This is a genomic window from Gilvibacter sp. SZ-19 (genome assembly GCF_002163875.1).
GTDB lineage: Bacteria > Bacteroidota > Bacteroidia > Flavobacteriales > Flavobacteriaceae > Gilvibacter.
Window position 1 is genome coordinate 1,558,406 of sequence record NZ_CP019333.1, and the last position, 26,715, is coordinate 1,585,120.

At 44.3% G+C, this 26,715-nt stretch carries 29 protein-coding genes; 16 read left to right on the top strand and 13 right to left on the bottom strand.

Features of this window, described 5'->3' with window-relative positions; translation table 11 throughout:
* Positions 1–398: 398 nt before the first annotated feature.
* A complete protein-coding gene (locus tag BTO09_RS07160; RefSeq protein WP_087524124.1) occupies positions 399–2,573 on the top strand; it encodes a TonB-dependent receptor in 2,175 nt (724 codons plus the stop codon).
* Here the strand turns inward: BTO09_RS07160 and BTO09_RS07165 are convergent.
* Positions 2,570–3,007: a hypothetical protein gene (locus BTO09_RS07165; RefSeq protein ID WP_087524125.1), complete on the bottom strand. Its 438-nt coding sequence runs from the start codon at positions 3,005–3,007 to the stop codon at positions 2,570–2,572. The two genes, BTO09_RS07160 and BTO09_RS07165, sit on opposite strands and share 4 nt — an antisense overlap.
* A 172-nt stretch (positions 3,008–3,179) precedes the next feature.
* Between BTO09_RS07165 and greA the strand changes: the two genes are divergently transcribed.
* Both greA and BTO09_RS07175 read left to right on the top strand, forming a co-directional pair.
* Positions 3,180–3,659 (top strand): transcription elongation factor GreA, encoded by a 480-nt coding sequence (gene greA, locus BTO09_RS07170; RefSeq protein ID WP_087524126.1) that lies wholly within the window; start codon positions 3,180–3,182, stop codon positions 3,657–3,659.
* 84 nt (positions 3,660–3,743) lie between these two features.
* A complete protein-coding gene (locus BTO09_RS07175) occupies positions 3,744–4,136 on the top strand; it encodes an HIT family protein (protein WP_087524127.1) in 393 nt (130 codons plus the stop codon).
* Here BTO09_RS07175 and BTO09_RS07180 read toward each other — a convergent pair.
* Complete coding sequence (locus tag BTO09_RS07180) at positions 4,124–4,474, bottom strand: hypothetical protein (protein ID WP_087524128.1); 351 nt, start codon at positions 4,472–4,474, stop codon at positions 4,124–4,126. The two genes, BTO09_RS07175 and BTO09_RS07180, sit on opposite strands and share 13 nt — an antisense overlap.
* 11 nt (positions 4,475–4,485) lie before the next feature.
* Complete coding sequence (locus BTO09_RS07185) at positions 4,486–5,640, bottom strand: PAS domain-containing sensor histidine kinase (RefSeq protein ID WP_087524129.1); 1,155 nt, start codon at positions 5,638–5,640, stop codon at positions 4,486–4,488.
* A 107-nt stretch (positions 5,641–5,747) separates the two neighbouring features.
* Between BTO09_RS07185 and BTO09_RS07190 the strand changes: the two genes are divergently transcribed.
* From BTO09_RS07190 to BTO09_RS07215, 6 genes are all read left to right on the top strand, one after another.
* Positions 5,748–6,614 (top strand): flavin reductase family protein, encoded by an 867-nt coding sequence (locus BTO09_RS07190; RefSeq protein ID WP_087524130.1) that lies wholly within the window; start codon positions 5,748–5,750, stop codon positions 6,612–6,614.
* A 4-nt stretch (positions 6,615–6,618) separates the two neighbouring features.
* Positions 6,619–6,993 carry a DUF3127 domain-containing protein gene (locus BTO09_RS07195; protein WP_087524131.1) on the top strand — a complete coding sequence of 125 codons (375 nt, stop codon included), beginning with the start codon at positions 6,619–6,621 and terminating at the stop codon, positions 6,991–6,993.
* Positions 6,994–7,006: 13 nt separating this feature from the next.
* Positions 7,007–8,383: a short-chain fatty acid transporter gene (locus tag BTO09_RS07200; protein WP_087524132.1), complete on the top strand. Its 1,377-nt coding sequence runs from the start codon at positions 7,007–7,009 to the stop codon at positions 8,381–8,383.
* A gap of 155 nt (positions 8,384–8,538) precedes the next feature.
* Positions 8,539–9,183 (top strand): leucyl/phenylalanyl-tRNA--protein transferase, encoded by a 645-nt coding sequence (gene aat / locus BTO09_RS07205; RefSeq protein WP_087524133.1) that lies wholly within the window; start codon positions 8,539–8,541, stop codon positions 9,181–9,183.
* Positions 9,184–9,242: 59 nt separating this feature from the next.
* Positions 9,243–10,985: an agmatine deiminase family protein gene (locus BTO09_RS07210; protein WP_087524134.1), complete on the top strand. Its 1,743-nt coding sequence runs from the start codon at positions 9,243–9,245 to the stop codon at positions 10,983–10,985.
* A gap of 194 nt (positions 10,986–11,179) precedes the next feature.
* Entirely contained in the window at positions 11,180–11,539 is a 360-nt protein-coding gene (locus BTO09_RS07215; protein ID WP_157663450.1) for a hypothetical protein, read from the top strand.
* 3 nt (positions 11,540–11,542) lie between these two features.
* On the opposite strand, the gene BTO09_RS07220 is transcribed toward BTO09_RS07215, so the two are convergent.
* Positions 11,543–12,109: a DNA-3-methyladenine glycosylase I gene (locus tag BTO09_RS07220; RefSeq protein WP_087524136.1), complete on the bottom strand. Its 567-nt coding sequence runs from the start codon at positions 12,107–12,109 to the stop codon at positions 11,543–11,545.
* Between the two features lie 74 nt (positions 12,110–12,183).
* Between BTO09_RS07220 and BTO09_RS07225 the strand changes: the two genes are divergently transcribed.
* The gene (locus BTO09_RS07225; RefSeq protein ID WP_087524137.1) at positions 12,184–12,798 is read left to right on the top strand and encodes a thioredoxin family protein; all 615 of its coding nucleotides are present in this window, start codon (positions 12,184–12,186) and stop codon (positions 12,796–12,798) included.
* Here BTO09_RS07225 and BTO09_RS07230 read toward each other — a convergent pair.
* From BTO09_RS07230 to BTO09_RS07255, 6 genes are read right to left on the bottom strand one after another with little or no spacing between them, the layout of a single operon-like run.
* Complete coding sequence (locus tag BTO09_RS07230; protein WP_087524138.1) at positions 12,795–13,472, bottom strand: hypothetical protein; 678 nt, start codon at positions 13,470–13,472, stop codon at positions 12,795–12,797. The two genes, BTO09_RS07225 and BTO09_RS07230, sit on opposite strands and share 4 nt — an antisense overlap.
* Before the next feature lie 51 nt (positions 13,473–13,523).
* Positions 13,524–14,216 carry a tRNA pseudouridine(55) synthase TruB gene (gene truB / locus BTO09_RS07235; RefSeq protein WP_087524139.1) on the bottom strand — a complete coding sequence of 231 codons (693 nt, stop codon included), beginning with the start codon at positions 14,214–14,216 and terminating at the stop codon, positions 13,524–13,526.
* Position 14,217: 1 nt separating this feature from the next.
* Positions 14,218–15,009 (bottom strand): undecaprenyl-diphosphate phosphatase, encoded by a 792-nt coding sequence (locus BTO09_RS07240; protein ID WP_087524140.1) that lies wholly within the window; start codon positions 15,007–15,009, stop codon positions 14,218–14,220.
* A 3-nt stretch (positions 15,010–15,012) separates the two neighbouring features.
* A complete protein-coding gene (locus BTO09_RS07245; RefSeq protein ID WP_087524141.1) occupies positions 15,013–15,270 on the bottom strand; it encodes a DUF3098 domain-containing protein in 258 nt (85 codons plus the stop codon).
* Positions 15,271–15,627: a hypothetical protein gene (locus BTO09_RS07250; protein ID WP_087524142.1), complete on the bottom strand. Its 357-nt coding sequence runs from the start codon at positions 15,625–15,627 to the stop codon at positions 15,271–15,273. It lies immediately after the preceding gene.
* Positions 15,628–15,636: 9 nt separating this feature from the next.
* Complete coding sequence (locus BTO09_RS07255) at positions 15,637–16,515, bottom strand: ABC transporter permease (RefSeq protein ID WP_087524143.1); 879 nt, start codon at positions 16,513–16,515, stop codon at positions 15,637–15,639.
* Positions 16,516–16,726: 211 nt separating this feature from the next.
* Here BTO09_RS07255 and leuS point away from each other — a divergent pair, with 211 nt between their 5' ends.
* From leuS to BTO09_RS07270, 3 genes are all read left to right on the top strand, one after another.
* Entirely contained in the window at positions 16,727–19,564 is a 2,838-nt protein-coding gene (gene leuS, locus BTO09_RS07260) for a leucine--tRNA ligase (protein ID WP_087524144.1), read from the top strand.
* Positions 19,564–20,085: a hypothetical protein gene (locus tag BTO09_RS07265; protein WP_157663451.1), complete on the top strand. Its 522-nt coding sequence runs from the start codon at positions 19,564–19,566 to the stop codon at positions 20,083–20,085. Before leuS ends, BTO09_RS07265 begins: the two co-directional genes overlap by 1 nt.
* A gap of 83 nt (positions 20,086–20,168) precedes the next feature.
* Positions 20,169–20,861, top strand: coding sequence for a zinc metallopeptidase (locus BTO09_RS07270; protein WP_087524146.1), 693 nt, complete (start codon positions 20,169–20,171; stop codon positions 20,859–20,861).
* On the opposite strand, the gene BTO09_RS07275 is transcribed toward BTO09_RS07270, so the two are convergent.
* Complete coding sequence (locus BTO09_RS07275) at positions 20,858–22,228, bottom strand: saccharopine dehydrogenase family protein (RefSeq protein WP_087524147.1); 1,371 nt, start codon at positions 22,226–22,228, stop codon at positions 20,858–20,860. The genes BTO09_RS07270 and BTO09_RS07275 overlap by 4 nt on opposite strands.
* Before the next feature lie 59 nt (positions 22,229–22,287).
* Here BTO09_RS07275 and BTO09_RS07280 point away from each other — a divergent pair, with 59 nt between their 5' ends.
* Together BTO09_RS07280 and pckA are read left to right on the top strand one after the other, a co-directional pair.
* Positions 22,288–22,680: a DUF423 domain-containing protein gene (locus BTO09_RS07280; protein ID WP_087524148.1), complete on the top strand. Its 393-nt coding sequence runs from the start codon at positions 22,288–22,290 to the stop codon at positions 22,678–22,680.
* An 83-nt stretch (positions 22,681–22,763) separates the two neighbouring features.
* Entirely contained in the window at positions 22,764–24,371 is a 1,608-nt protein-coding gene (pckA, locus tag BTO09_RS07285) for a phosphoenolpyruvate carboxykinase (ATP) (protein WP_087524149.1), read from the top strand.
* Between the two features lie 48 nt (positions 24,372–24,419).
* Here the strand turns inward: pckA and BTO09_RS07290 are convergent, their stop codons facing one another.
* Together BTO09_RS07290 and BTO09_RS07295 are read right to left on the bottom strand one after the other, a co-directional pair.
* Positions 24,420–25,169, bottom strand: a complete 750-nt coding sequence (locus BTO09_RS07290) for a uroporphyrinogen-III synthase (RefSeq protein ID WP_087525514.1) — start codon at positions 25,167–25,169, stop codon at positions 24,420–24,422.
* Between the two features lie 28 nt (positions 25,170–25,197).
* Positions 25,198–25,857 carry a DUF4271 domain-containing protein gene (locus tag BTO09_RS07295; RefSeq protein WP_087524150.1) on the bottom strand — a complete coding sequence of 220 codons (660 nt, stop codon included), beginning with the start codon at positions 25,855–25,857 and terminating at the stop codon, positions 25,198–25,200.
* A 101-nt stretch (positions 25,858–25,958) separates the two neighbouring features.
* On the opposite strand from BTO09_RS07295, the gene BTO09_RS07300 reads away from it, so the two are divergent.
* A complete protein-coding gene (locus tag BTO09_RS07300) occupies positions 25,959–26,690 on the top strand; it encodes a polyprenol monophosphomannose synthase (protein WP_087524151.1) in 732 nt (243 codons plus the stop codon).
* Positions 26,691–26,715 lie beyond the last annotated feature (25 nt).

The following is a 26,715-nucleotide window of genomic DNA, read 5'->3' on the forward strand; positions in this document are numbered from 1 at the left end:
CTCCTTATCTTTGTATCACGATCTCAACAAAGGGGTGCTTTGTTTAAAAACAAGGCTGAGATTATACCCATTGAACCTGGAACGGGTAATGCCGTTTAGGAAGCCGAACGTTAAGAAAACGTCCAGTGGACGTTTTTAGTGAGGTGCTGGCTTGTCGCGTTGGATGTTTTAGTTCGATTTTGAACAAATGCCTTTGCGCGCGCTTTGTGATGAATATTTCAAATCAGAGATGAACCTAGTTATTGGTTGAAAGCCGTAGCTCGACGATCGAATGTTGTTGTTCTTGATGCGAATCTGGAACCCCAATTCAATGGCCTGCATCCGCAGAAAAAACTTTAACCAACACCGAATAATCGCCTCTTTTTATTCGCCTAAAACGGATACGTATCCAAAGACGAATGAAACGCTTAATGGTCGTGCTATTTGCAGGAATGACTACCTGGATGGCACAAGCACAAACAGTAATTGACACGACAAAAGTAGAAGCTCTAGATGAGGTTCTGGTTAAATCTGTTCGGGTAGAGGCGGACTCGCCAATTACCCACAGTAATGTCACCAAAGAGGAACTGGCCCCTCGCAACTTAGGTCAAGACATTCCTATTCTTTTAAATTATCTACCCGGGGTGGTGACCAACAGTGATGCCGGGGCAGGTGTGGGTTATACCGGAATTCGCGTCCGTGGTAGTGATGCTTCTCGTGTGAACGTTACCTTGAACGGAATCCCTTTTAACGATGCCGAGAGTCAAGGGACCTTTTGGGTAAATCTGCCGGACTTTGCATCTTCTGTAGAGAATCTGCAGTTACAGCGTGGGGTAGGGACTTCTTCTAACGGTTCTGGCGCTTTCGGTGCGAGCTTGAATATTTTGACGGACGCTGTCTCAGAAGAAGCCAACGGAGAATTTGCGAATTCGTTCGGGTCTTTCAATACCAGAAAACACACCTTGAAGTTCTCTACCGGGTTGCTCAATGGCAAATGGGAGATAGCTGGGCGTTTATCTAATATTACTTCGGATGGGTATATAGACCGAGCCACTTCCGATCTAAAATCCTATTTCTTACAAGCGGCTTATGTGGGCGACAACACCTTGATCAAGGCCTTGGCCTTTGGAGGTCGTGAATTGACATACCAGGCCTATTTTGGGATCGATAGAGAAACTCTTGAGACCAATAGAACGTTTAACCCGGTAGGGCAGTTCACCGATGCCAATGGGAACACACAGTTTTACGATAATGAGGTAGATGATTATGCGCAAGATCACTATCAACTGCATTGGAACCAGCGTTTTGATAACAACTGGTCTGCTACGGTTGGGCTTAACTATACCTATGGTCGCGGATTCTTTGAGCAGTATCGCGAAGATGAAGATTTCGAGACCTACGGATTTACACCAATTGAACTCGGGGGTGAAGTTATCAATACCACAGATTTGGTGCGTCGCCGATGGTTGGATAACGACTATTACGTGGTCAATACTTCTGTAAACTACAAGGACAACTCTGTAGATATTGTTGGTGGTTTCTTTTACAGTTACTACGGAGGAGATCACTTTGGAGAAGTAATTTGGGCGCAGAATGCTGGTGGTTCTCAACTGCGTGACCGTTACTACTTCGGAACAGGAACCAAGAACGAGTTCACCACTTTTGCCAAGGCCACTTATCGCATTGATGAGCAGTGGACAGTCTTTGCCGATCTGCAAGGCCGATTCATCGATTATCAGGCAGACGGAACCACTTCAGATCTCATAGCATTGAACGTTGATGATAACTTCAGCTTTTTCAATCCTAAGGCTGGTGCGAGCTATAAACTCAACAGCAATGATCAGCTGTATGCTTCTTATGGACGAGCAAATAGAGAACCAAGACGTGCAGATTACGAAAATGGCGTGACCACTGCAGAGACCCTAGACGACTTTGAACTCGGATGGCGTCATACCGACAGCAAGAACAGCTTTAGCGCCAATGCTTATTTTATGAACTATCGCAACCAATTGGTGCTTACGGGAGCTTTAGACGATGTAGGCCAACCTATTCGTGCCACTAGTGGAAAAAGCTACCGCCTAGGTTTGGAAGTTGAGGCTAATTTGCAAATTGCTCCTAAATTGAACTGGAGACCCAATATTGCACTCAGCAGCAATAAAAACCAAGATTTTACGACCTCACGTGACGGAGAGTTGGTAAATCTGGGAACTACCAACATTTCGTATTCTCCAGAGCTTATCGCGGGAAGCATATTGACCTATATGCCACAAGAGGATCTGCAGATCAGCTTTTTGAGTAAATACGTGAGCGAACAATATATGGGGAATATCGACAGTGAGGCTTCGCTTTTGGATTCCTTTTTTGTAAACGACTTGAACATCAGCTACAGTTGGGAGACTGCCCCACTGGTAGAGCGCATTGTATTTAGTGGTTTGGTGAACAATATATTCAACGTGGAGTATGTGTCTAATGGCTATTTCTTCACTTTTGACGATGACTTTAGTAATCCCGGAACCGTGACAACCATTGAAGGTGCTGGATTTTTCCCCCAGGCGACCATTAATTTCTTAGTGGGCGCGAGTATCCAGTTCTAATTATTGATGGTAAGTTGATCTCCGGATCTAGAAATACGGTAGGCGAGCATAGGGTATTGCCCTTCGCCTGCCGTTAATTGTCCGGTAATTATATTGTACTGATTGCCATTACAAGGGCAAGTAGCTGTAAGCCCATCCACGGTCATGGTAGAACAATCGCTTAAAGGTGTATTAGGGCAAGCGATCTCAAAGGCTGTATACTGACTGTTGTCAATGTTGTAGATCACTATGCCGCGAATTCCTTGTAAGCCGGTTACAAAGGAATTACCAGGAAAGTTCAAAGGGTTGTACTGCGGAAGGTTCAGATCTAAAGTGAGATTTACGTTAATGTTGGGAAGATTCGGATTGGCGCGCAGCGGGCCATCGTCGCCACTGCATCCGGCGCTCATCAAACCAACAACCATTGCGTAAAGTACAAATCTGAATGCTTTCATTTTTTATAACAATTTATTAGCCTTGACTATTAAACTCAAGGGAGTGCAAATTAGTGTATTCTGACTGAAAATTTAAAAATTTAGTATCTTTACCAACGAAATCCCGTGCTGCATGGGATTTTTTGTGTTTTTTGAACAGGCGCCCTCTACAGGGCGTTAAAAGAATGAAGTTATGAGTAATGTATCCTATTACACCGCAGAAGGATTAAAGAAACTACGTGAGGAGCTCAATCACCTCAAAGATGTAGAGCGTCCTAAGGCTTCTCAGGCTATTGCCGAGGCCAGAGATAAGGGAGACCTTTCTGAAAATGCCGAATACGATGCTGCCAAAGAAGCGCAGGGTTTGTTGGAAATGCGAATTTCCAAGCTAGAAGAGACCTTAGCCGGAGCCCGACTTATCGACGAATCTCAGTTAGACACATCGAAAGTATTGGTGCACTCTACTGTTACCATTAAGAACACAGCGAACAATGCTAAGATGACCTATAAGTTGGTTGCTCAAAGTGAGGCCGATCTAAAAAGCGGAAAGATCTCTGTAGATTCGCCTATAGGCAAGGGGCTTTTGGGTAAGAAAGTAGGCGAAATTGCCGAGGTTCAAGTGCCAAATGGCGCTGTGAAGTTTGAGATCATGGAGATCACCAGAGGAGCATAGATCCTGCTACATAAAGTATATGGCCTCGTTCTTTAACGGGGCTTTTTTATTTCCTATTTTTAGGTTCCTATAAACAACCGACCTATGGCCAGTATCTTTACCAAGATCGTTAAAGGCGAGATCCCTTCTTATAAGATCGCCGAAACCGACGAATTCTATGCATTCTTAGATATTAATCCTAATGCCAAAGGGCATACCCTGTGCATTCCCAAAAAAGAAGTCGACAAGATCTTTGATCTGGACCAAGAGACCTACCAAGGCCTTATGGCATTCTCTCGAGAAATAGCTTTGGCTATAGGCAAGGCTATTCCGTGTAAACGCGTTGGAATGTCCGTGATTGGTCTGGAAGTTCCGCACGTTCATGTGCATCTTATTCCTTTAAATCACATGGGCGAGATGACCTTTGCAGAAAAGGTAAACTTGAGTCAAGAGGAGTTTGAAGCCACTGCTGCGGCTATTCGCGATCAGCTCAAATAATTCACTCCAAATACAACTGCGGTCGCTACCAAAGCAATCCCTGCAAGCATTACGATCAAGGCAAGAGGCTTCCAATGCCGTTTAGAAGAGCGCATCTTAGTGCTCTTTTTGTGATAGTCGTAAACTCTTTCAATATCTGGGGTCCAAGAGACCGGGAAGATCTCCGTTTCACATTTGGTGCAATACATTTTAGAGCTCAGCTCATCAAGAAACCGCTTATACCAGCGGCCGTTCACATAGGGCTGATAGAATTCTACCATCAGTCCGTCTGTGGTATAACACTCCGGACAGTTGGTTTTAAGCTCTGCTTTTCGAATTAATTTTGGCGTGCTGGTCATAGGGGCGATTTTTAAAGACGTTTAAGCTGTATTTCCATAGTGGTACCTACATCTGGTTGGCTTTTAAGCACTCTTATATTGCCTTCGTGATATTCTTCTATTATGCGTTTGGCCAGTGATAAGCCCAAGCCCCAACCGCGTTTTTTGGTCGTAAAGCCAGGGGTAAAAATCTTCTTGAAGTCTCTTTTCGGAATTCCTTTCCCGGTATCAGTGATGTGTATGGTTACGGTTTTGGGTTGTTCGCTGATTTCTATGCTGATGGTACCCTTACCTTTCATAGCATCGATGCCGTTTTTTACCAAATTCTCAACGGTCCAGCCAAAAAGTTGCTCGTTGAGCATCACAGGGATCTTTTTCTGAGGCAGATCCAATTGGAAATTGATCAGCTTAGAAGTTCTGGCCTTGAGATAGTCGTAGGCCAACTGGGTTTCTTTAACCACATCCCGTTCTTCTAAATTGGGTTTGGAGCCTACTTTAGAGAATCTTTCGGTAATGGTTTGTAGGCGTCGAATGTCCTTTTCTATTTCTGCGATATAGGCCGGATTCGTGTTCTCTGACTTCAAGATCTCTGTCCATCCCACAAGAGAAGATAACGGCGTGCCGATCTGGTGGGCCGTTTCTTTAGCCATTCCTGCCCAGAGCTTATTCTGTTCGGCCGATTTAGTGGTCTGGTAAAAGAAATAAATGAATCCCACAAAAAGTAGAATGACCAGCAAAATAGCCAATGGATAGTATTTTACTTTGTTAATGATCGGGGCGTTTCCGTAGTAGATGGTGTTCAACACTTCGCCTTCAAAACGCGTTTCTATAGGCGAGTTGGTTTGCTTGAACTGTTCCACCATTCGCTCTATCTCTGCTCTGCTGAGTTGTGCCCCTTCGGGTATATTGCTTAGATCGTAGGAGTCTCCTTTGTGGGTATAGAGAATAAGCGGTGTAGTGGTATTGCTTCTAATGACCTCAATGATGAGCGGGCTCTGGTCTGTGCCGAGCTCATCGGTACTGGTCTCCGCCATTTCTTGTAAGGCCTTGGCAAAGATCTGCATCTTGTCGCGTTCGTTGTCTTTGAGCTGATTGTAGAACAGATAGGTGTTGTAACCAACTATCCCTACAATGACCAAAGTGAACACGATGATCGCCCTGCGCGTAAAACGAGTATTTATCTCCATAGCCTGAGCTGTCTCTGGCTAAATATAATGCAATTATGTTGAAATTATTGCACGGATTTAACCCCCTTTTTTATGATTCCCCTAGTAGAATAATTACCTTTGTAGCTATGCTCACAATACATCCAGAAAACACTTCAACAGGCAAATTACACGGCTATTTATTGGCGTCGGTCTCTCCGCGACCGATCGCTTTTGCGAGTACCGTGGATAAAGACGGAAAAGTAAACCTTTCGCCTTACAGTTTTTTCAATGTATTTAGTGCCAATCCGCCTGTGGTGATCTTTTCACCCGCTCGCCGAGTTAGGGACAATACCGTAAAACACACCCTAGAGAATGTCTTGGATGTGCCTGAGGTTGTGATCAATATTGTCAACTACGACATGGTGCAGCAAATGTCACTTTCTTCTACCGAATACCCTAAAGGAGTCAACGAGTTCGTGAAAGCCGGTCTGACCGAGTTGCCCTCCGAAGTTGTTAAACCTCCACGCGTTGCAGAAGCGCCTGTTCAGCTCGAATGCAAGGTGCTTAATGTGGTTGCCTTGGGAGAAGAAGGCGGAGCCGGAAACCTTGTGATTGCACAGGTGGTTCGCATGCATATCAAAGAAGATATTTTAGACGATGAAGGTCGTATAGATGCCGCTAAGATAGACACGGTGGCTCGTATGGGTGGTAATTGGTACAGCCGGGCAAAGACCGGAATGTTCGAGGTGCCGAAACCATTGAGCACACTTGGTATTGGTGTGGATCAGATTCCGGAGCAGATCCGATTGAGTACCATTTTAAGCGGGAACGATCTGGGTCAATTGGGCAATGTAGAACAGTTGCCTACCGAGGTTGAAAGCGCCAGCTTTATGGAAGCCTTTCATCCGGAGGTGTTGATCCAAGGAGATCGTGAGCAAAAACATCAACTAGCAAAAAATTATATCGCCAAAGGAGCCGTTTCAGACGCCTGGAAAGTGCTCTTATCAAAGTAAGATTATGGAAGTACAAGGAACTTTAAAACTCATAGACGAAACCAAAACCTACGGTTCTAACGGATTTAGAAAACGCGAGGTAGTGCTCACTACAGAAGAGCAGTATCCACAGCATTTGATGATAGAATTCGTTCAGGATAAGACAGACCTATTGAACAACTTTAAAGTAGGGGAATCTGTTAAGATCAGTATTAACCTTAGAGGTCGCGAGTGGGTGAATCCACAAGGAGAAACTAAGTATTTCAATTCTATCCAAGGATGGCGTATTGAGCGTATGGAGGCCGATTTGCCTGCGGACATGCCGCCTATTCCTCCTGCCGATGCCTTTGAGCCAACTAGTGAGTTTAGCGAGGAAGATCACGACGATCTCCCTTTTTAAGCCAAAAGCTTAAGTGGGCTTTACCCGAACCATAGAGGTCATCTTTAAGCGGTTTTTGCCGGCACCCTTTACTATTGCGGTGCTGCTTACCTTGACCACCTTGGTTCTGGCCTTACTTACAACTCCTGCACCCGCAGAAGGATCTCATTTTTTAGAATTGCTCTCTTACTGGGAGCGAGGTATCTGGAACAAGGACCTATTGGTCTTTGGCTACCAAATGATGCTTATATTGGTGTTGGGTCATATTCTGGTGCTTAGCGCGCCTATGAATCGACTTATTCAGGGCCTAACGGGTTTGGTCAGCAATACAGCACAGTCGGTGTTGCTGGTAAGCGTAAGTACGCTTTTGGTCTCCTTTTTTAATTGGGGATTGGGATTGATCTTCGGAGCCATTATGGCCAGAAAGGTGGCAGAAGCTTCTACCCAACGCGGTTTTAAGATCAATTATCCACTTGTTGGCGCTGCAGGTTACTGCGGATTAATGATCTGGCATGGCGGCATAAGCGGTTCTGCGCCATTAAAAGTGGCCGAATCCGGACATTTACAGCAGATCATGGCAGGTATTTCCGATACAGCTGTGTTGGCGCAATTACCAGATGCCATTCCCGGCAGTGCAACTATTTTCAGCTGGTGGAACCTCCTACTATTTGCGATATTACTCATATTAATTCCACTGGTATTCATTCGGCTATCAAAGCACGCTCCCCATACCGAGGTTCATGTTAGACCATACCGTTTAGAGACAACTACGCAACAGGCCGAAGGAGCTGCCGAGCGTTTGGACGCTTCCTTGTGGTTTGGTCGCGCAGTTGGGTTACTAGTGTTGGGTACTTTTCTATACCAATACGGATCGCAACTACTACAGCTAACTTTAACCCCGAATATGCTGAACTTCTTTATGCTTGGGATGGCGCTGTTGCTTCACGGATCTTTCAATTCATTCTTGGCTGCTGTAGAAGAAGCTATAAAAGGCGCAGCGGGTATTTTGATACAATTCCCACTCTATTTTGGGATCATGGGGATAATGGCAGAGAGTGGTATGGTAGGGCAAATCGCAGACTTTTTTGTGTCTATCGCTAATGAGACCACGCTTCCTATTTTTACTTTCTTTAGCGCCGGATTGGTCAATATCTTTGTCCCAAGTGGTGGAGGCCAATGGGCTGTTCAAGGCCCTATCGTTATCGAATCGGCCATGCAGCTTGGCGTGCCATTGCCAAAAGCAGTAATGGCTTTAGCTTATGGTGATCAGATCACCAATATGTTACAACCCTTTTGGGCCTTACCGCTTTTGGGAATCACCAAACTCAAGGCCAAAGAGATCTTACCCTATACTTTGATCATTATGTTGGTGGGTAGTGCAGTTTTCATTGCAGGTTTATTACTGCTGTAAAATAAAACAACCCCGCCAGAAGCAGGGTTAGTTTCGTTGGTTTTAGGTTACTAAAATGGCAAACTCAAATAAATTAAAAAACCTACCACTTTAGGTTTTGTAAAGGTTGTAAAAATTTCTAACATTCGCAATATCCGACAGTTAGTAGATTCATTATGCTCCATTTTTTAGATAAATCCTTAAGGTTTCCGGACTCAACTGAGGCCAGAGCAGATGGTTTATTGGCCGTTGGTGGCGATTTGAATCCGCAGCGTTTATTACTGGCGTATCGGTCGGGGATCTTTCCTTGGTTCTCAGATGGCGACCCACCATTGTGGTGGTGCCCAGATCCGCGGATGGTTTTATTTCCTGCTGAGTTTAAACGCTCCAAGAGCCTAAGAAAGTCTATTCGAACCGGCGGATTTTCAATTACCCAGAACAGCCAGTTCGAAGCGGTTATCAGAGCCTGTGCCGAAGCGCCAAGACCCGATCAGTTAGGAACCTGGATCACAGAAGAAATGGTTCAGGCCTATGTGGAATTGCATCGAATGGGACATGCCCATAGCCTTGAGGTATGGTATCATGACGAATTGGTTGGTGGATTATACGGCATTGACCTGCCAGAGTTCAAAGTTTTTTGCGGAGAAAGTATGTTCTCAAAACGAACCGATGCCTCTAAGGTTGGATTCAGCTTTTTGGTTGCATCTCTTTTGGAGCAAAATTACAAGCTAATTGACTGTCAGATGTATACAGACCACTTGGCGAGTTTGGGGGCTAGAGAGATAGCGCGTCAAGATTTTTTAGGGTATCTCAAGAAGTAGTTCTTTTAGTATTTCCGCTGAAAATCAGTATATTCGAGTCCTACTTAAACTAAAGCGCTATGACCCCTATCAAAAAATTAACGGCTTTGGCCTTTATCCTTGCCATGCCTTTTGTTGGATTTTCCCAGTCCGATTCCCCCTTACCCAATTACACTACAGAAGAAGAATCGCTATTGGTCAGTGAGATGACCTTTGCAAGTGCGATTCCCACGCCACCACCCAGTTCTGCGGTTAGAACCATGGCAGAATGGGAAGAGATCGAGTATCTGGTTATCACTTGGGAGCCTGCATTTCCAAACATACTGCGCCAAATAGTGGCCGCTGCAGTAGAAGAGGCAAAAGTGATCATAGTGACCCAAAACGAAGCTTCTGTAGCCTCTTATTTGTCGTCTAATGGTGTTGATTTGACCAATGTGGTCTTTCTAGATCAACCCTGGAACAGTATCTGGATCCGCGATTATGCTGGGAACACCGTCTATACGGACGATGTAGGAGAGCGAGCCTTGGTAGACTGGATTTATAACAGACCGCGTCCTTTGGACGATGTTATTCCTTCTGCCCATGCTACCTATACTGGCAGCCCTATCTACATTACCGATTCTGGCACCAACGACCTTGTCAATACCGGAGGTAATTTTATGAGCGACGGTCTGGGTAACGGATTTGCCTCTAAGCTTATCTTAGAAGAGAATGAGCCAGGGAACCCTTACGGTGTAAGCCCTAAAACAGAAGCTCAGATCGACGATATCATGCTCGATTATATGGGCATCTCCAATTATATTAAAATGGATATGTTGGATTACGATCTGATCCATCATATCGATATGCATATGAAGTTGCTGGATGAGGAGACCTTGTTGGTAAGTAAATATCCTCCTGGCGTGGCCGACGGCCCGCAGATCGAAGCCAATATCGATTATGTTTTAAGCAATTTCAATTCGCCTTTTGGAACACCTTACAAGGTCGAATGGATAGACGCGCCGCCAAGTGTGGGAGGTAATTATCCAGATACCGGAGGCTATTATAGAACTTATTCGAATTCTGTTTTTATCAATGGAACAGTCATAGTGCCTACCTATCGACCAGCGGTAGATGGCCCTGCCTTGGCCAAATATGAAGAATTATTGCCTGGGTACAATGTGGTGGGTATAGATGTGGATAACTCCGGAGAGAATCTGATAGCTCTTTTTGGAGCGATTCACTGTATCACGCACTCTATTGGTGTGGCCGAGCCTTTGTGGATAGTGCACCAGCCTGTGGCAGAAGCTACAGAAGGACTCAATGTGGTTTTCGACGCCATGATCAAGCACAATTCGGGCATCAATCAGGCTAAGGTATTTTGGCGAGAAACAGGAGCCGGCGCTTTTAATGAGATCGATATGACTCCGGCTGGAGGAGACGATTGGACAGCCAATTTGACGATCCCTTCGGATATAGATATTGAATATTATATCTGGGCAGAGGCCAATTCTGGCAAACAACTTACCAGACCTATAGTTGCGCCAGAGGGTTATTGGACCATAGACGTGGCTACTCTGTCTGCTGCCGAGTGGGCAGATAACAACATCATTGGGCCTTATCCAAACCCGGCCGATGATCGTGTCAATTTTAGACTTAATAATATCGGTGGACCGGTAAGTGTTGAGATCCACAATATCTACGGGCAGCGATTGTACACATCCGCAGTACAAAGTAGCAACGGAGTGATACAACTAGACCTCAATCCAATCTGGAGCGGCACACTTATAGTCACTTTTAAGGGTGAATTCGGATCCGTACAGCGTAAACTCATAAAACAATAGCGTAAATCTCCACCCCTTACCACACTGGTGAGGGGTTTGGGGTTTCTCCGTAAAATTTGGCAGGCGACAGCGCCAGAAGATTTACCATAAAATTCGTACCTTGTCGTAATTTCCTACAAAGCTGTAAATAAGAGGTTTAAACGATTAAACTTCACAGTTTTGACAGAAATTTGCTTTCAAATTCATCCCTGTATATGTCAAAGTATCTTTGCTTACTCGCACTTTCCTTGTTTTCCTGTGGAGCTTTAGCCCAGGCCGATAACCAGCAAGGGCCTGCAGTCTCTTCAACCCAGATCGATGTGTTAGCTGTTTATGAAGATGTGGTAGCGCAAGGCTATCACTCTGCTCAGGTCTATCAAAAATTAGCCAGTGGACGTTACTTGGAGAAGAACTATCCTGAAGCCAAGAAATGGTATATCAAGTTGTTTGCTCTTAACGAAAAGCCAGAAGCTATCGAATATCTTCGATTTGCAGAGACACTAGAGGCGCTTAAAGAATTTGATTTGGCGCAGACCTACAAAGCCCAATACGAACTATTAAAGGAGAAGGAGTAGGCTTTAAACTTCTTTGTATCTAAAGCAAGAAGTAAGGTGGTCATTGACCATACCCGTAGCTTGCATATGGGCGTAAATCACAGTGGTACCCACAAATTTGAACCCGCGCTTTTTTAGGTCCTTACTAATGGTATCGCTTAAGGGAGTGTTGGCAGGAACTTCCTTTAAACTCTTATAACTGTTGGTTATTGGTTTACCCGCGGTAAACCCCCAAATGTAATCGCTAAAACTTCCAAACTCCTCTTGAACCTTCATAAAGGCTTGGGCGTTGCTAATTGTTGCTCTTACTTTGAGTTTGTTGCGGATAATGCCTGGGTCCGACAAGAGCTCCGCTACCTTATCTTCTCCGTATTTGGCAATCTTCTTATAGTTAAAATGGTCAAAGGCACGCCTAAAGTTTTCGCGTTTACGCAACACGGTGATCCAACTCAATCCCGCCTGAAAGGTTTCCAAGATCAGGAATTCAAAAAGGGTATCATCGTCGTAAACAGGAGTTCCCCATTCTTTGTCGTGGTACTCCACATAGAGCGGATCATCTCCACACCAAGCGCATCTATTGATTTTATCCATGATCGAATAATTAGGATTGTTCTTAGGAACGATCAAGGTAGTAAGTTTTTTATTTTATTTGCGTCTGATTGGCTATGGAAAGTATCATGGAAACCCCAACATTGGATTTAATTCAACAAGGCCTAGAGAAGGCTATGAGTTATCAAGAGTACAAGGAATTGGTTAAGCAGCATGTGGATAACGGCACCAATACTGGCCCGGAAGTCACCGAGTCTTTAGCGCAATACACGCTCTTAAACGACAGACGAATGAAACGCTGGGCCAAGACCTTTAAATTGGATGAGGCTACTCGAGCGCAAATTGCCAAGAGAGATAAGCCGTTAACGTGGTTGGTTTTAACAGAAAGCTGGTGTGGAGACGCAGCTCATGCCACGCCTATCATGGATGCCTTTGTACAGGAAAATCCAAATATCGAGCTGAAGATCCTATTGCGCGATGAGAATTTAGAATTGATGGATGCTTTTCTGACCCAAGGTGCTCGATCCATCCCTAAACTTATCGCTTTTGACAATACCCGTAAAGAGCTACTGGGCAGCTGGGGGCCAAGACCAACTCCGGCAACGGCCATGGTCAATATCTTTAAAGCAGAACACGGAAAGCTCAGTCCGGAGTTCAAGCAAGACTTACAAGTTTGGTATAATAAGGATAAGGGTAAAGCTATAGCAGCAGACCTTTTGGAACTGCTCTAACCCTGACCGGGAAAATAATAAGTGATACTGCCGAGCTGGCTATTTCTTTTAGCTTTAGAAAATACAGTTTGAGAGGCGTAGTCCAGGGCAGCATCCCAAAGGCAACCGTTGGTAGTGCTGCTAGAATTCTCGTTTATACTTTGGGCAATGACCTGTCCTTTAGCATCTACACTGATGTTTACTACTACCGTTCCGGAGGCAGCACAGGTATAGACCGGGTTGGGAACATATAAGGCATTGCGGTCAACCAGACGATAACGGATACTGGTATTGCTTTCATTGCCATCTACTACCTTTTTTTCTGGAGCCTCATAGGGGTCTGTTTTTTCAAAACTCGGATTGTCCTTTGCGCTCTCTACATCTTTAATGGCCTGATCTAGGGCCTTTAAGCGTTGGTCAAAATCGTCTTGATCTTCTTGAGATTGATTACTTAAGGCAGTGAGCTCTTTTCGGGTCTCGTTAAAGGCCTTGTGCGTCTTAGTTTGCTGGGCAGAGGCTGTGGTTTCTTCTTGGAGTTCCTCTTCTAAAAGGTCTGCAAGCAGTTCTATGTCGTATTCGGTCTCCTGATCTTCTGCTACCTTTTTTCTGATCTGATAACCCCAAAGCAATAGTGCTAGGTTCCCGGTGATCAGGAACGACAGTATGAAAGCTTTTAAAGAAGGAGTGAACTTCATGGGGCTGAATTCGTATTGCTAATATAAGCTGAATTGCGGGTAAAAACCTAATTACAAACTACTTATGTAATCTTCGAATGTGGTTATGCCCATTGCATCTTCAAGGCTGTAGTCCCCAATTTTAGTGCGTCTCAAGGCAGAAAGATATGCCCCATTGTCTAAAGCTTTGCCAAAATCATTGGCTAGCGATCTTATATAGGTTCCTTTACTGCATTGCACTATAAAATCCACCTCTGGCGGCGCTATTCGACTTAGAGAGAAGTGTAGGATCTCAACTTCTCTGGGCTTTATCTCTGTTTGTTGTCCTTTACGCGCGAGTTCGTAAAGCCGTTTTCCATCTTGTTTTACTGCGGAGAAAATTGGAGGATATTGGGTTATGGTTCCTTGGAATTGCTGAGTCGCAGCCTCTATAGCAGCCTCAGTTAATCCACTCAGGTCAAACTCCTGATCGATCTCGGTTTCCATATCAAAACTCGGCCGGGTAGCTCCCAGGGTAAAGGTCCCGGTGTATTCTTTATGCTGTGCTTGAAACTCCGTGATGCGCTTGGTAAACTTTCCGGTGCAGATCAGCAGTAAACCACTGGCCAATGGGTCTAAAGTTCCGGCATGGCCTACTTTGATCTTTTTAAAGCCGAATTGCTTTCTAATGAGCCATCGCACTTTGTTCACCACCTGAAAGGAAGTCCATTCCAGAGGTTTGTCTATAAGTAGTAATTGTCCGTCTAAAAAGTCTTGTCCGGTCATCTTAGTAATAACTCACGCCTATGGCAAGGAGTCCAACCAAAAGGCAATAGATAGCAAAATAGGTGAGCTTTGATTTCTTAACCAGCTGTATCATCCAAGTACAGGCAATGATCCCACAAATAAAAGCGGTGATGAATCCGGCGCCTAAAACTACGAATTGAGTGTCCGGGCTGCTCAAAGCTCCGTCTAAAATGTCTTTAGCGATCTTTCCAAAGATCAGCGGAATGACCATTAAAAATGAAAAACGCGCAGCTTTTCCTTTATCATTACCCAAGAGTACAGAAGTAGCTATGGTCGAACCCGAGCGAGAAATACCTGGCAACATGGCCACTGCTTGGGCAACTCCAATAACAAAAGCATTGCTGTAAGAAACGGGCTTGAGGGTATTCTTGGCGCGATCGGCCAGAAATAAAAGCGCAGCAGTTAGCAAGAGCATGGCTCCTACAAAGGCAATGTTTCCGCCAAAAAATGCTTCCAATTCGGACTCAAAGAAAAACCCGATCAAGGCAGCGGGGATCATGGAGATCACAATTTTTAAAGAGAATTGTGTTTGTTCGTTCCACTTAAAGCTGAATAGGCCTTTTAAGATATCCCAAATGTCCTTTCTAAAAACAACTATAGTGCTCAGGGCTGTTGCGAAGTGCAAGACAACGGTAAATAACAAACTCTCTTCCGGTACTGCATTGCCGCCCAAAATGGCTTTTCCTAGCTCCAAATGGCCGCTAGAAGACACAGGTAAAAATTCGGTAAATCCCTGAATGATCCCAAGAATGATAGCGTCTAGAAGCTCCATGAATTATTGCTCCTTGTCTGTTTTGAGTAAGATGGCGTATACTTCGATCCCAAAGCCAAGTAAAACCAAGAATGGGGCTAAACGGATTCTTCGCCAGTGATAGATGTCTGGATTAAAAACGTTAGGATCGTCACTACCGCCACCCGCCATAAGGATAAACCCTAGAGCAATACAGGCAAGCCCGATCAACATAAAGCGATAGTTCTTTTTGTTAAAGACAAACTGAGGCTTGGACTGTTGTTTACGTTTTTGTTCTCCCATCTACTTGAATTCTGTAAAAATTATGGAATCTCCTACCTGCAACTGCGAGATATGATTGGACACTCCAAGGGCAAATTTAGCTAAATGTACGCTAGCGGTCCGGTTCAAAGTGGTCTTTTTCAAAGAATTTAACGTCAAACCTTGTTCTAGCCCCCGATTGATATAGTAGCGCTGGCCCGTATCCGCAGTAAAAAATATATCAAAATCGCTACCTGCTTCCACCGCCGTTATTTTGACCTGTTTTACCAAACAATCATCGGGTTGTGTGTCTTTTATAACCAACAGCTCCAAGAGCAAGACGCAAAGCAAGATAAAAGCTAAGAGTGTTCCGAAGATAATTAAAACTGTTTTTCGCATGCTGCAGCTTTAGTTGTAGAGCTCGTCTATGCGCAGGTTTAAAAAGCGTTGCGTTGCAAAATAGGTGCTTGCCCAAGAGATCAGAAAACCAAAGACAAGTACCCCGGCAAAAAGCCCACCTAGCAGTAGCTTATCGTCTAATAGGTTGAGTTCGGCAAAGCTCTTTTGTAGGTAATATAACACCCCTAACATGCCTCCCATGGCCAAGATCGCGCTGAGTAATCCAAGTTTTATGTTTTGCCAAATAAATGGTCTGCGAATAAAGGCTTTCGTAGCCCCAACCATTTGCATGGTCTTGATTGTAAAACGCTTGGCGTAAACCGAAAGTCTTATAGAACTGTTTATAAGCAATACGGCGATAACCAAGAAAATACCTGTTATCACGAGCATCCAAAGGCTTATACGTTTTACGTTGCTTTCCAATTTTTCTACCAAAGGTTTGTCGTATTCTACCTCTTCTACAAAGGGTTTGTCTAAGAGTTCGTTGGTAATTTCTTCAAAGGTATCTGCAGTTACATAGTCCGCGTTGAGGTAAACGTCAATGCTGTTTTGTAGCGGATTGTACCCTAAATAATCCATAAAGTCTTCGCCTATGGCCTGGGCATGCGCTTCTGCTGCCTGCTGTTTGGAAACGTAAGTGGCAGATTTTACATAATCTGCCATGGCTAAGCCTTGCCGCAGTTGGGTCACATCGGCTTCTTTAGCATCGTCTTTCAAATAAACCGAAAAGGGGATCTGTTCTTTAAAATAGTCACCCACTTGCTTGGAGTTCAATACTATAAGTCCCAACATTCCCAAAAGGAACAAGACCAAGGTGATACTCAGAACTACAGAGAAGTAAGATGAGATCAGGCGTCTTTTTTGAAACTTTTCGTATTTGGAACTCATATCGGGCTTGGGCTTTACTAGAGGTAAAAATACATCCTTTTTTGGATGGTGCCTTAATAACGTCTAAAGTTTTGGTTTTCGTCTGTTTGAATTTCTAAAGGCCCAATTTTACTGCGGATTTCCTGTGGGCTATTGGCACAATAATTTTTAACTTTGCGGCTATTATTTTTAGGCAATTAGAAAATTACCAATTCGCGCATAAAATCTGGCAATGAGCAGTTATCACTTTAACGCCATCGAACAAAAATGGCAACAGTATTGGGCAGACCAAGAGTCCTTCAAGGCATCTAACGAAACAGCCGATCCGAAATATTATGTTCTGGACATGTTTCCTTACCCTTCAGGAGCTGGACTTCACGTAGGACATCCTTTAGGATATATAGCCAGTGATATCTACTCGCGTTACAAACGCCACAAAGGTTTTAATGTATTGCATCCGCAGGGATATGACTCCTTCGGACTACCTGCCGAACAATACGCCATTCAGACTGGGCAACACCCAGCCATCACCACCAAAGAAAATATTGCGCGTTACCGTGAGCAGCTAGACAAGATGGGCTTCTCTTTTGACTGGTCACGAGAGGTGCGTACTTCGGACCCGGAATACTACCGTTGGACCCAGTGGATCTTTCAACAACTTTACGAGAGCTGGTATTGCAAATCGCACGAACAAGCTTATCCTATCAGTGAACTGGTTAAGGTGTTTGAAGAAGAAGGTAACGTGGGTCTAAATGCCAGATGTGGTAGTGAAGTGGTTCCATTTACGGCAGAAACCTGGAACAACTACAGCGAAGAACGCAAGCAAAAAGTACTCTTGCAGTACCGCTTGGCATATTTGGCAGAGACAGAAGTGAATTGGTGCCCAGGTTTAGGAACTGTTCTGGCCAATGACGAGATAGTGAACGGGGTGAGTGAGCGCGGTGGATTCCCTGTAATTCGAAAGAAAATGCTACAGTGGAGCATGCGTATCTCTGCCTATGCAGAACGTTTGCTGCAAGGGTTGGACACTATTGATTGGACAGATTCCCTAAAAGAATCGCAGCGAAACTGGATCGGTAAATCAGAAGGTGCTTCCGTGATCTTCAAGGTTATTTCAGACGATGTAAACATAGCCGATGCTCCCATTGAGGTCTTTACTACGCGACCAGATACCATCTACGGAGCCACCTTTGTTACTTTGGCGCCAGAACACGATCTGGTTGGAAAGATCACCACGCATCAGCAGCGCAAAGAGGTAGCAGAGTACATTGCTGCCACGGCGAAGCGTTCGGAACGCGATCGTATGGCCGATGTTAAAAATATTACTGGAGTCTTTACCGGAGCCTATGCCAAACATCCGCTAACAGAAGAACCTGTGCCTATCTGGATTGGAGATTATGTACTTGCCGGATATGGAACCGGCGCGGTTATGGCTGTTCCCTGTGGAGACCAACGCGATTGGGACTTTGCTACGCATTTCAATATTCCTATAGTCAACATTTTTCAAGATGTAGACGTATCTGAAGAGGCTCATACAGACAAAGAAGGCACCGTGATCGCCAACAGTGACTTTGTGAGTGGTATGCCTTATAAAGAGGCTTTCAATGCAGTAATTGATAGGTTAGAGGCCTTGGGTAGTGGCAAGCGCAAGATCAATTACAGACTCCGCGATGCGGTCTTTTCCAGACAGCGTTATTGGGGAGAACCTTTCCCGGTCTATTATGTGAAAGGTTTGCCGCAAATGATACCTAGTGAACACCTTCCCTTGGTGTTGCCAGAGGTAGAGAAGTATTTGCCAACAGAAGACGGAGACCCACCTTTGGGTCGCGCCGATGTTTGGGCTTGGGATACCGAGAACAATCAGGTAGTGTCTAACGATAAAGTGGATCACATCACTGTTTTTCCTTTAGAGCTTAACACCATGCCAGGTTGGGCAGGCAGTAGTTGGTACTTTTTCCGCTATATGGACGCTCAGAATACAGAAGATTTTGCTAGTGAAGCAGCATTAGATTATTGGCAGAACGTAGACCTCTACATTGGAGGAAGCGAGCACGCCACAGGGCATTTGTTGTACAGTCGTTTTTGGGTGAAGTTCTTATACGACCGCGGATTCATCAAGGTAGATGAGCCCTTTAAAAAACTAATCAACCAAGGTATGATCCTTGGAACTAGCGCCCTTGTCTACAGAAAAAAAGGGACAAACACTTATGTGTCTGCAGGTTTGGCCAAAGACCTTCAGACCGATGCACTAAGAGTAGATGTGAACTTGGTAAATGCTTCGGATGAGTTAGATGTGGAAGCTCTTAAAAAGTGGCAGCCCCAATTTGAGGATGCCGAATTTGAATTGGAGAACGGGAAATACATCGTTGGTCGCGAAGTAGAAAAAATGTCTAAGCGTTGGTTCAACGTGGTAAATCCAGACGATATCTGCGAGCAATATGGGGCAGATACCTTGCGAATGTACGAGATGTTCTTAGGACCTTTAGAACAGGCTAAACCCTGGAATACTGCTGGTATAACTGGAGTTCATAGCTTTTTGAAAAAGCTATGGAAACTTTACCACAGCGGGCCAGAAGGTAGTTTTAATGCCACAGATGCAGAACCTACAGCGGAGCAGCTAAAGACCTTGCACAAGACTATCAAAAAGGTGACAGAAGACATAGAGGCCTTTAGCTTCAACACTTCCGTCTCCACCTTCATGATCGCCGTTAACGAATTAACTGCAAGCAAATGCAATAGTCGGGCTATTCTAGAGCCTTTAGCCGTATTGATCTCTCCTTATGCACCGCATATCGCAGAGGAGCTTTGGGAGAAACTAGGCCACCAAGGGGGAATATCTAAAGTGCAATATCCGGAGTTCAATGAGGCCTACTTGGTAGAAAGTACCAAGGCTTATCCGATCTCCTTCAACGGAAAAATGCGCTTTACCATGGAGCTACCTATGGATATGGATAAAGCTGCAATAGAAGCTGCTGTTCTAGCAGACGAGAAGACACAGCAGTATTTGGAAGGCCGTACTCCAAAACGGGTGATCGTTGTTCCTGGTAAGATCGTAAACATTGTAGGCTAATGAGAATTCTGCTCTTCTTGTTTATTACAACTTGTATGTTTGGACAAGACATGCCCGCAGATTCTGTGAAATTTCCAGACGACTTCTTTGGTCGATATACCGGTATGCTGACTATAGATAATGGCAGCAATGTTCAAGAAATCGAGATGAGCTTTGAGCTATCTGTTACCGATACCCTGGGAGTGTATAACTATGTTTTAGGGTATCAGGGACAAGCTCCGCGGGAATATTTACTCAAAACCGTAGATGCTGTCAAAGGTTTGTATCAGGTCGATGAGCAGAATGACATTGTATTAGATGCCCGTTTGGTAGGTCAAACCCTGATCAGCATCTTTGAAGTACAGGGCAATCTTATCACAACACGAGAAGAATTCTTTACAGACGGGCGGATGATCTTCGAGATCACTATGGTGCAAACTGATAAACCTGAAATTAGCGGGGGTACATCCGAAGAAATTCCCGAAGTAAAAAGCTATCCGGTAAGAGTGGTGCAGCGTGCCTATCTGACCAGACGCGACTAAAAGCCTGACAAAAATTCCACTTTAAATTTTGGCAGCAAATTTGCTGTCTATTTGTATCTTTAATTGAATTAAACAAGACACAAATGTTAGGATATTATATACTGGGTGGAATTATCTTTTTGGTAAGTGCTTATGTGAGCAACACCTTAAAAAGCAAGTTTAAAAAGTATTCCAAGGTGCGTTTGCAAAATGGGATGAGCGGAGCGGAGATCGCCCAGAAGATGCTAGACGATCACGGCATTCGCGATGTTCAGGTCATTTCTACGCCTGGAATGCTTACAGACCACTACAATCCCTTAAAGAAGACGGTTAACCTCAGTGAGGGAGTCTACAATCAGCGCAACGCTGCTGCCGCTGCTGTGGCCGCACACGAAGTAGGGCACGCAGTGCAACACGCTACGGCCTATTCTTGGCTTACCATGCGTTCTAAAATAGTACCTGCGGTTGGCATTGCGAGTAAATTGTCTAACATCGTTATAATTGCAGGCTTGGTGCTTGCCTCTACAGGGAGTGCTTTTGGTACTGCCGTATTTGGCGTTGGTATTGGACTTTTTGCCGTAACCACTTTGTTTGCCTTTATCACTTTGCCCGTGGAATTTGACGCTTCTAACAGAGCGCTGGCTTGGTTGGAGCGCGAAAATATGGTGACCAGCCAAGAGTATGCTGGTTCTAAAGACGCCCTAAAATGGGCTGCGCGCACCTATGTGGTAGCTGCCTTAGGCTCTTTAGCGACTTTGGTATACTTTATAATGATGTTTATGGGTAGCCGCGATTAACCGGCAATATTGTCTGGGTTGTAGCCCAAGTAATCGGTAAAGTTCTCTTTAAAGACTATGCCGTAATCTTCGAGTTCTTTCAAAATAGGCTCGTAGACTTCTTTAGCAATAGGAATCTGTACTCCTGGAGTAGTGATTTCACCATTTAAGATCTTTAAAGCGGCTATGGCTACCGGCAGTCCAACTGTTTTGGCCATGGCCGTTTCTACAGTGTCTTCTCCTATAATAACCATATTGGAGTCTATTTGTTTGCGCTTGCCGTTTAGTTCATAACCGAACTTGTGGTACATTACTATCATGTCCTTATCGTTCTCATCTAAGGTCCATTTGTCCATTAAGATCTTCTGCAGGGCTTGCGCCGGAGTAGCATTTTTAATGCCGATGGTCTTTTTGTTGTTAAAGAGATCCAATTCCATGAGTTTGTCCCACATCTCGTCGTCCTGATCGATCTTTAAGTTGTGGCGCATCTTTAGTTCTACGGAATCTGTAGGCGAGTAGGGCAGAAAGCAATTCACAAATTCCCGATAGGTCATTGTTTCTGTGTTCTGCAAGTGGTAACTATCGTCTGTCATCCCTAACTGAACAAACATATTCCAAGCGCGGCTAAAGCCAACACGTCTTATGGTGCCTCGGTATAAGGTCAATACGTCTTCCAAACCGTAGGCCTCGCGATATTTAAGCGAGTTTCGGTTGGCGTAGGCTTCAAAACGGCCGTAATCTTCTATGTCTAAGAACTCGGTTCTTCTAAAGAGTCTGTGGTAGGGAATGTATTTGTAGGTGCCTTCTTGGATGAACTCCGCAGCACCACCTTGACCAGCTACAACCACATTGCGTGGATTCCAAGTGAATTTGTAATGCCAGAGGTTGTTGTCGCTCTCCGGAGCAATTAGGCCTCCGGTAAAGGATTCAAAAAGCAACATTTTTCCACCATTGTCGCGTATTCTGTCTATGACAAGCATGGCGCTCATATGGTCTATCCCTGGATCTAACCCGATTTCGTTCATAAAAACCAAACCTTTAGACTTGGCCTTAGTGTCTAAACTGAGCATCTCGTCGCTCACATAAGAGGCAGTGACCATGTGTTTGCCAAATTCCAAACAGTCTTTGGCCACCTCTATATGAAAACGGGCCGGCAGCATGGAAATAACCAAGTCTGCACTTTGAACGGCAGCTCTGCGGTCTTTTTCGTTAAAGACATCGAGCATGATAGCTCTAGCATTCGGGTGCCCTTCGGTAAACTTTTGTGCGGCCTGTATAGACTGATCGCCTATGGTGATGTTCAAATTTTCTGAGGTCGATTTGTCCAGTAAATAGTTGATCAAACTGCTGGCAGAACGACCAGCTCCTATAATTAAAAGTTCACGCATGGTGGCTTAATTTTGTACCTTCGTAGTGCTGCGAAAATACAAATTGTACCCCTTAGCTCATGCGGATTGAACACAAAAATTTTGCTCTGGCGGGAATTATCTTCACCGCCCTTTCTATTGTTTTAGGTGCCTTTGGCGCGCATGCCCTTGAGGCGCTGTTGTCTGCCGAGAAATTGGCCAACTTTGAGGTTGGGGTGAGGTATCAAGTCTACCAAGGCTTGGCGCTTATGTGGTTGTCCTTGGTGAGCTCTTTAGATAAAAAAGCGCTAAAGCAAGTGTATTATCTGTGGCTGATAGGGGTCATTTTTTTCTCCGGATCTTTATACGTACTTGCATTCACAGAAGTATGGGATTTTACACCTGGGCCTTTGGTTTTTATTACACCACTTGGAGGAACCTTACTAATTTTCGGTTGGCTGCGCCTCTTAGTGGCACTGTGGCGTAAATCCTAAGTAAAAAGCCAGATTTCGTGCCCTGTTTAGGCATTAATTTCTATTTTTGTAAACCAATTAGACATCTGATAAATTAAAAAATAATGGTCGACAACACCCCTTCCACGAAAACGATTTCGTTAGACAACTACGGAATAAAGAACGCGAAGGTTAACTACCAACTAACGCCAGAACAATTACACGACATTACCATCGCCAAAGGCATGGGTCGCGAAGCCTACAATGGTGCACTTGCGGTAAATACAGGAGAATTCACAGGACGGTCCCCCATGGACCGTTTTATCGTTAAAGACGACATTACCAAAGACAGAATTTGGTGGGGTCCTATTAATATTCCCTTTGATTCCGATAAGTTCGATGCGCTTTACGACAAGATCACTGCTTATTTGAGCGAAAAGGAGATCTACGTTCGCGATTGCTATGCTTGTGCCGATCCGAATTATCGTACAGACATCCGCGTGATCAATGAGTATCCGTGGTCCAATATGTTTGTGTACAATATGTTCTTGCGCCCGGAAGAATCTGAGTTAGAAGGTTTCAGCCCGGAATGGACTGTGATCAACGCTCCAGGTTTCATGGCAGATGCCGAACTAGACGGCACCCGTCAGCACAACTTTGCCATTCTAAACTTTACCAGAAAAACTGCAATAGTAGGTGGAACAGCTTACACAGGAGAGATCAAAAAAGGGATATTCAGTTCGTTGAACTTTACACTTCCCGTTTTCGAGAATACCTTGCCCATGCACTGTTCTGCGAATGTTGGGAAAGATGGTGACACTTCTATTTTCTTCGGACTTTCAGGTACCGGGAAAACAACCTTGTCTGCAGATCCTAATAGAAAGCTCATTGGTGACGACGAGCACGGCTGGACTGCAGAGAATACTATCTTCAACTTCGAAGGTGGTTGTTACGCCAAAGTGATCAATATGTCTCGCGAAAGCGAGCCTGAGATCTACGACGCGATCAAAAAAGGGGCGATCCTAGAAAATGTCATCATGGACGAGAACGGCGTAGTGGATTATACCGATTCTTCCATCACACAAAATACACGAGTAAGCTATCCGATCTATCACATCGAAAATATTCAAGTGCCTTCTATTGGTAAGAACCCAACGAATATCTTCTTTTTAACTGCCGATGCTTTTGGAGTATTGCCTCCAATTTCGAAACTAACTCCAGGACAAGCTGCGTATCACTTTATTAGTGGATATACAGCTAAAGTTGCAGGAACAGAAGCTGGTATAGACGAGCCTGTGCCAAGTTTTTCTGCATGCTTCGGAGCTCCATTTATGCCTTTACACCCAACCAAGTACGCCGAGATGCTCAGCAAGAAAATGCAGGAGGCCGGAGTGAACGTATGGTTGGTAAATACCGGTTGGACAGGTGGTCCTTACGGTGTTGGAAAACGCATGAAGCTCAAGTACACCAGAGCTATGATCACTGCTGCCATGGACGGTAGCTTAGAGGCGGCCAATAAGGACAACTATCACATTCACTCTGTGTTTGGAGTACATCAGCCAAGAACCTGTCCAAATGTTCCTGATGAGGTCTTGAGTCCTCGAAAGACTTGGAACAATGACGAAGGTTATTACAAGACAGCTGCCAAACTTACGGCGAGCTTTAGAGAGAACTTCAAACAGTTTGAAGATATGGCCAGCGAGGAAATTCTAGCTGGAGGACCTTTAAAGTAAACAGCTCTGAGATAAACTAAAAAAGCTCCGCAATTTGCGGAGCTTTTTTTATTTCTTCTTGTTGACTTCTGCAATGTATTTTTCCAGTGCCATGGTCATCGATGGCGTTTCTGGGGTCGGTGCTTGGATATTGATCTCCAAACCGCGTTCTGAAGCCGCTTTTACTGTGGTGTTTCCAAAGACCGCAATTCGAGTGTCGTTTTGCTCGAAATCTGGGAAATTCTCAAAGAGAGACTTGATTCCGCTCGGGCTAAAGAAAACTAAGATGTCGTAGTATACGTTGCGAAGATCAGAAAGATCACTTACAACGGTTTTATAAAAGGTCGCTTGTTTCCAGTTTACACCAACTTCGTCTAGTAGAGCCGGTACTGTCGGCTTCAACATATCAGAAGAAGGTAAAAGGAAAGATTCGTTCTTGTATTTTTTGATCAAAGGGATAAGCTCTGCAAAGGTGCGTTTTCCTACGTAGATCTTACGCTTGCGATACACAACATACTTTTGCAAATAATAAGCCACCGCTTCTGACTGGCAGAAGTACTTTAAAGTATCCGGCACTTTAAAACGCATTTCTTCTGCGATTCTAAAGAAGTGATCTACGGCATTACGACTGGTAAGTATGATAGCCGTATAATTGGCAAGGTCAACCTTTTGCGAGCGTACGTCTTTAGCAGACACGCCTTCTACGTGAATAAAAGGTCTAAAGTCGATCTTTACCTTATGTTTTTCAACCAAGTTGAAATAAGGAGAATTCTCTACTTTAGGCTCTGGCTGAGACACCAAAATTGTTTTCACTTTCATATCCCCGTTTTTTTCCTTTTTCATCCTTTTAACTCAGCACTTTATACAGCAGAATAAAGGGTGAAATTTCAAGTGCGCAAAGATATAAAATAAAATAGAAGAAATTGCGAAAAATCAGGTTTTCGTTGTTTTTGTAGCTGTAAATCAAGCCCATAATATAGGCTCCTGCTGCGAGCAGTCCTGCGAGGTATAAAATCCATTCACTTTGTAGCGGTCCGTAGCGATAGACTACACAGAATCCTAGAAGTCCTAATCCGATCAGATTCAAAAAGCTCAATTTTTCGAAAACATAGGTCCCAACTAGGTCTTCCAACTTAAAAACAACCCCTAGTAGTCGTGTTAAGAGGAATTTGATACTGAAAAAGCCGAAGATTGCCGCAGTCATTTGCAAAAACAAGGATAGACCAGGGGAACTGTCTGCATCTAATTCAACACTTAAAAAGCTTCCGTAGAGGGCCGCTCCTATAAGTCCTACCAAGAACAATAGGGTCGGAAACGGGCTAGTTGTGTGTTGCGATTTACCAGAGATTATAAAATAGCGATTGCTCAAGGGCAATTGCAAAAAACTTCTGAAACTCTCCTGATAATTGTAGGCGGCGATAGCCAGGATCAGCAGGGCTAAAACTACCAGGCTAATGATCCAGGAATCTGAGGCGATTTCTCTAAGACTGAGTTCGGTGATTTCCACCGTCTAAAGGTAAACGAAATGTCGCTTTTATGCAGCCCATCAATTACAAAAATCTTCACATTTCTTTAGTTGAAAAAAACTACATTTGCCTCAAAACAGGCATGTCAGAAGGACTTGTAGTCATACCCACCTATAACGAAGCCGAGAACATCTCGCGCTTGCTGCGCAACGTATTCTCTTTGCAGCGCGCTCTAGATATTCTTGTGGTAGACGATAATTCACCAGATGGCACTGCAGGCTTGGTCAAGGCCTTGCAAAAAGAATTCCCTGGCAGACTTCATCTAGAAGAGCGTTCTGGTAAGCAAGGACTCGGAACTGCTTACATTCACGCTTTTAAGTGGGCTTTAGCAAGACCTTACGAGTACATTTTCCAAATGGATGCCGATTTTTCACACAATCCCAATGATTTGTTGAGGCTCTACAATGCTTGTGCAAAGCAAGGGGCAGATCTGGCAGTTGGGTCGCGTTATATAACGGGAGTTAATGTAGTGAATTGGCCCATGAGCAGAGTGTTGCTGAGTTGGATCGCTTCTAAATATGTGCGTTTCATTACCCGTATGAAGGTGTTTGACACCACCGCCGGATTTGTGTGTTATAAGCGGGAAGTTTTAGAAACTATTCAATTAGATAAGATCCGTTTTGTAGGTTACGCATTCCAGATCGAAATGAAGTATAAAGCCTATCTTTTAAATTTTAAAATCACCGAGGTTCCCGTTATCTTTACCGACCGAACTCAAGGGGAGTCTAAAATGAGTAAAGGAATCATATCGGAAGCTATTTTTGGTGTGATAGGCATGCGACTAAAACGCCTGTTTGGACGTTTAGAACTATAGACTTCCAACCCAAACAAACCAAACA

Bases quoted from the DNA above. Each gene is read 5' to 3' on its own strand.
- BTO09_RS07160 (WP_087524124.1), top strand. From the start codon at position 399: ATGAAACGCTTAATGGTCGTGCTATTTGCAGGAATGACTACCTGGATG.
- BTO09_RS07165 (WP_087524125.1), bottom strand. From the start codon at position 3,007: ATGAAAGCATTCAGATTTGTACTTTACGCAATGGTTGTTGGTTTGATG.
- greA (WP_087524126.1), top strand. From the start codon at position 3,180: ATGAGTAATGTATCCTATTACACCGCAGAAGGATTAAAGAAACTACGT.
- BTO09_RS07175 (WP_087524127.1), top strand. From the start codon at position 3,744: ATGGCCAGTATCTTTACCAAGATCGTTAAAGGCGAGATCCCTTCTTAT.
- BTO09_RS07180 (WP_087524128.1), bottom strand. From the start codon at position 4,474: ATGACCAGCACGCCAAAATTAATTCGAAAAGCAGAGCTTAAAACCAAC.
- BTO09_RS07185 (WP_087524129.1), bottom strand. From the start codon at position 5,640: ATGGAGATAAATACTCGTTTTACGCGCAGGGCGATCATCGTGTTCACT.
- BTO09_RS07190 (WP_087524130.1), top strand. From the start codon at position 5,748: ATGCTCACAATACATCCAGAAAACACTTCAACAGGCAAATTACACGGC.
- BTO09_RS07195 (WP_087524131.1), top strand. From the start codon at position 6,619: ATGGAAGTACAAGGAACTTTAAAACTCATAGACGAAACCAAAACCTAC.
- aat (WP_087524133.1), top strand. From the start codon at position 8,539: ATGCTCCATTTTTTAGATAAATCCTTAAGGTTTCCGGACTCAACTGAG.
- BTO09_RS07210 (WP_087524134.1), top strand. From the start codon at position 9,243: ATGACCCCTATCAAAAAATTAACGGCTTTGGCCTTTATCCTTGCCATG.
- BTO09_RS07215 (WP_157663450.1), top strand. From the start codon at position 11,180: ATGTCAAAGTATCTTTGCTTACTCGCACTTTCCTTGTTTTCCTGTGGA.
- BTO09_RS07220 (WP_087524136.1), bottom strand. From the start codon at position 12,109: ATGGATAAAATCAATAGATGCGCTTGGTGTGGAGATGATCCGCTCTAT.
- BTO09_RS07225 (WP_087524137.1), top strand. From the start codon at position 12,184: ATGGAAAGTATCATGGAAACCCCAACATTGGATTTAATTCAACAAGGC.
- BTO09_RS07230 (WP_087524138.1), bottom strand. From the start codon at position 13,472: ATGAAGTTCACTCCTTCTTTAAAAGCTTTCATACTGTCGTTCCTGATC.
- truB (WP_087524139.1), bottom strand. From the start codon at position 14,216: ATGACCGGACAAGACTTTTTAGACGGACAATTACTACTTATAGACAAA.
- BTO09_RS07240 (WP_087524140.1), bottom strand. From the start codon at position 15,009: ATGGAGCTTCTAGACGCTATCATTCTTGGGATCATTCAGGGATTTACC.
- BTO09_RS07245 (WP_087524141.1), bottom strand. From the start codon at position 15,270: ATGGGAGAACAAAAACGTAAACAACAGTCCAAGCCTCAGTTTGTCTTT.
- BTO09_RS07250 (WP_087524142.1), bottom strand. From the start codon at position 15,627: ATGCGAAAAACAGTTTTAATTATCTTCGGAACACTCTTAGCTTTTATC.
- BTO09_RS07255 (WP_087524143.1), bottom strand. From the start codon at position 16,515: ATGAGTTCCAAATACGAAAAGTTTCAAAAAAGACGCCTGATCTCATCT.
- leuS (WP_087524144.1), top strand. From the start codon at position 16,727: ATGAGCAGTTATCACTTTAACGCCATCGAACAAAAATGGCAACAGTAT.
- BTO09_RS07265 (WP_157663451.1), top strand. From the start codon at position 19,564: ATGAGAATTCTGCTCTTCTTGTTTATTACAACTTGTATGTTTGGACAA.
- BTO09_RS07270 (WP_087524146.1), top strand. From the start codon at position 20,169: ATGTTAGGATATTATATACTGGGTGGAATTATCTTTTTGGTAAGTGCT.
- BTO09_RS07275 (WP_087524147.1), bottom strand. From the start codon at position 22,228: ATGCGTGAACTTTTAATTATAGGAGCTGGTCGTTCTGCCAGCAGTTTG.
- BTO09_RS07280 (WP_087524148.1), top strand. From the start codon at position 22,288: ATGCGGATTGAACACAAAAATTTTGCTCTGGCGGGAATTATCTTCACC.
- pckA (WP_087524149.1), top strand. From the start codon at position 22,764: ATGGTCGACAACACCCCTTCCACGAAAACGATTTCGTTAGACAACTAC.
- BTO09_RS07290 (WP_087525514.1), bottom strand. From the start codon at position 25,169: ATGAAAGTGAAAACAATTTTGGTGTCTCAGCCAGAGCCTAAAGTAGAG.
- BTO09_RS07300 (WP_087524151.1), top strand. From the start codon at position 25,959: ATGTCAGAAGGACTTGTAGTCATACCCACCTATAACGAAGCCGAGAAC.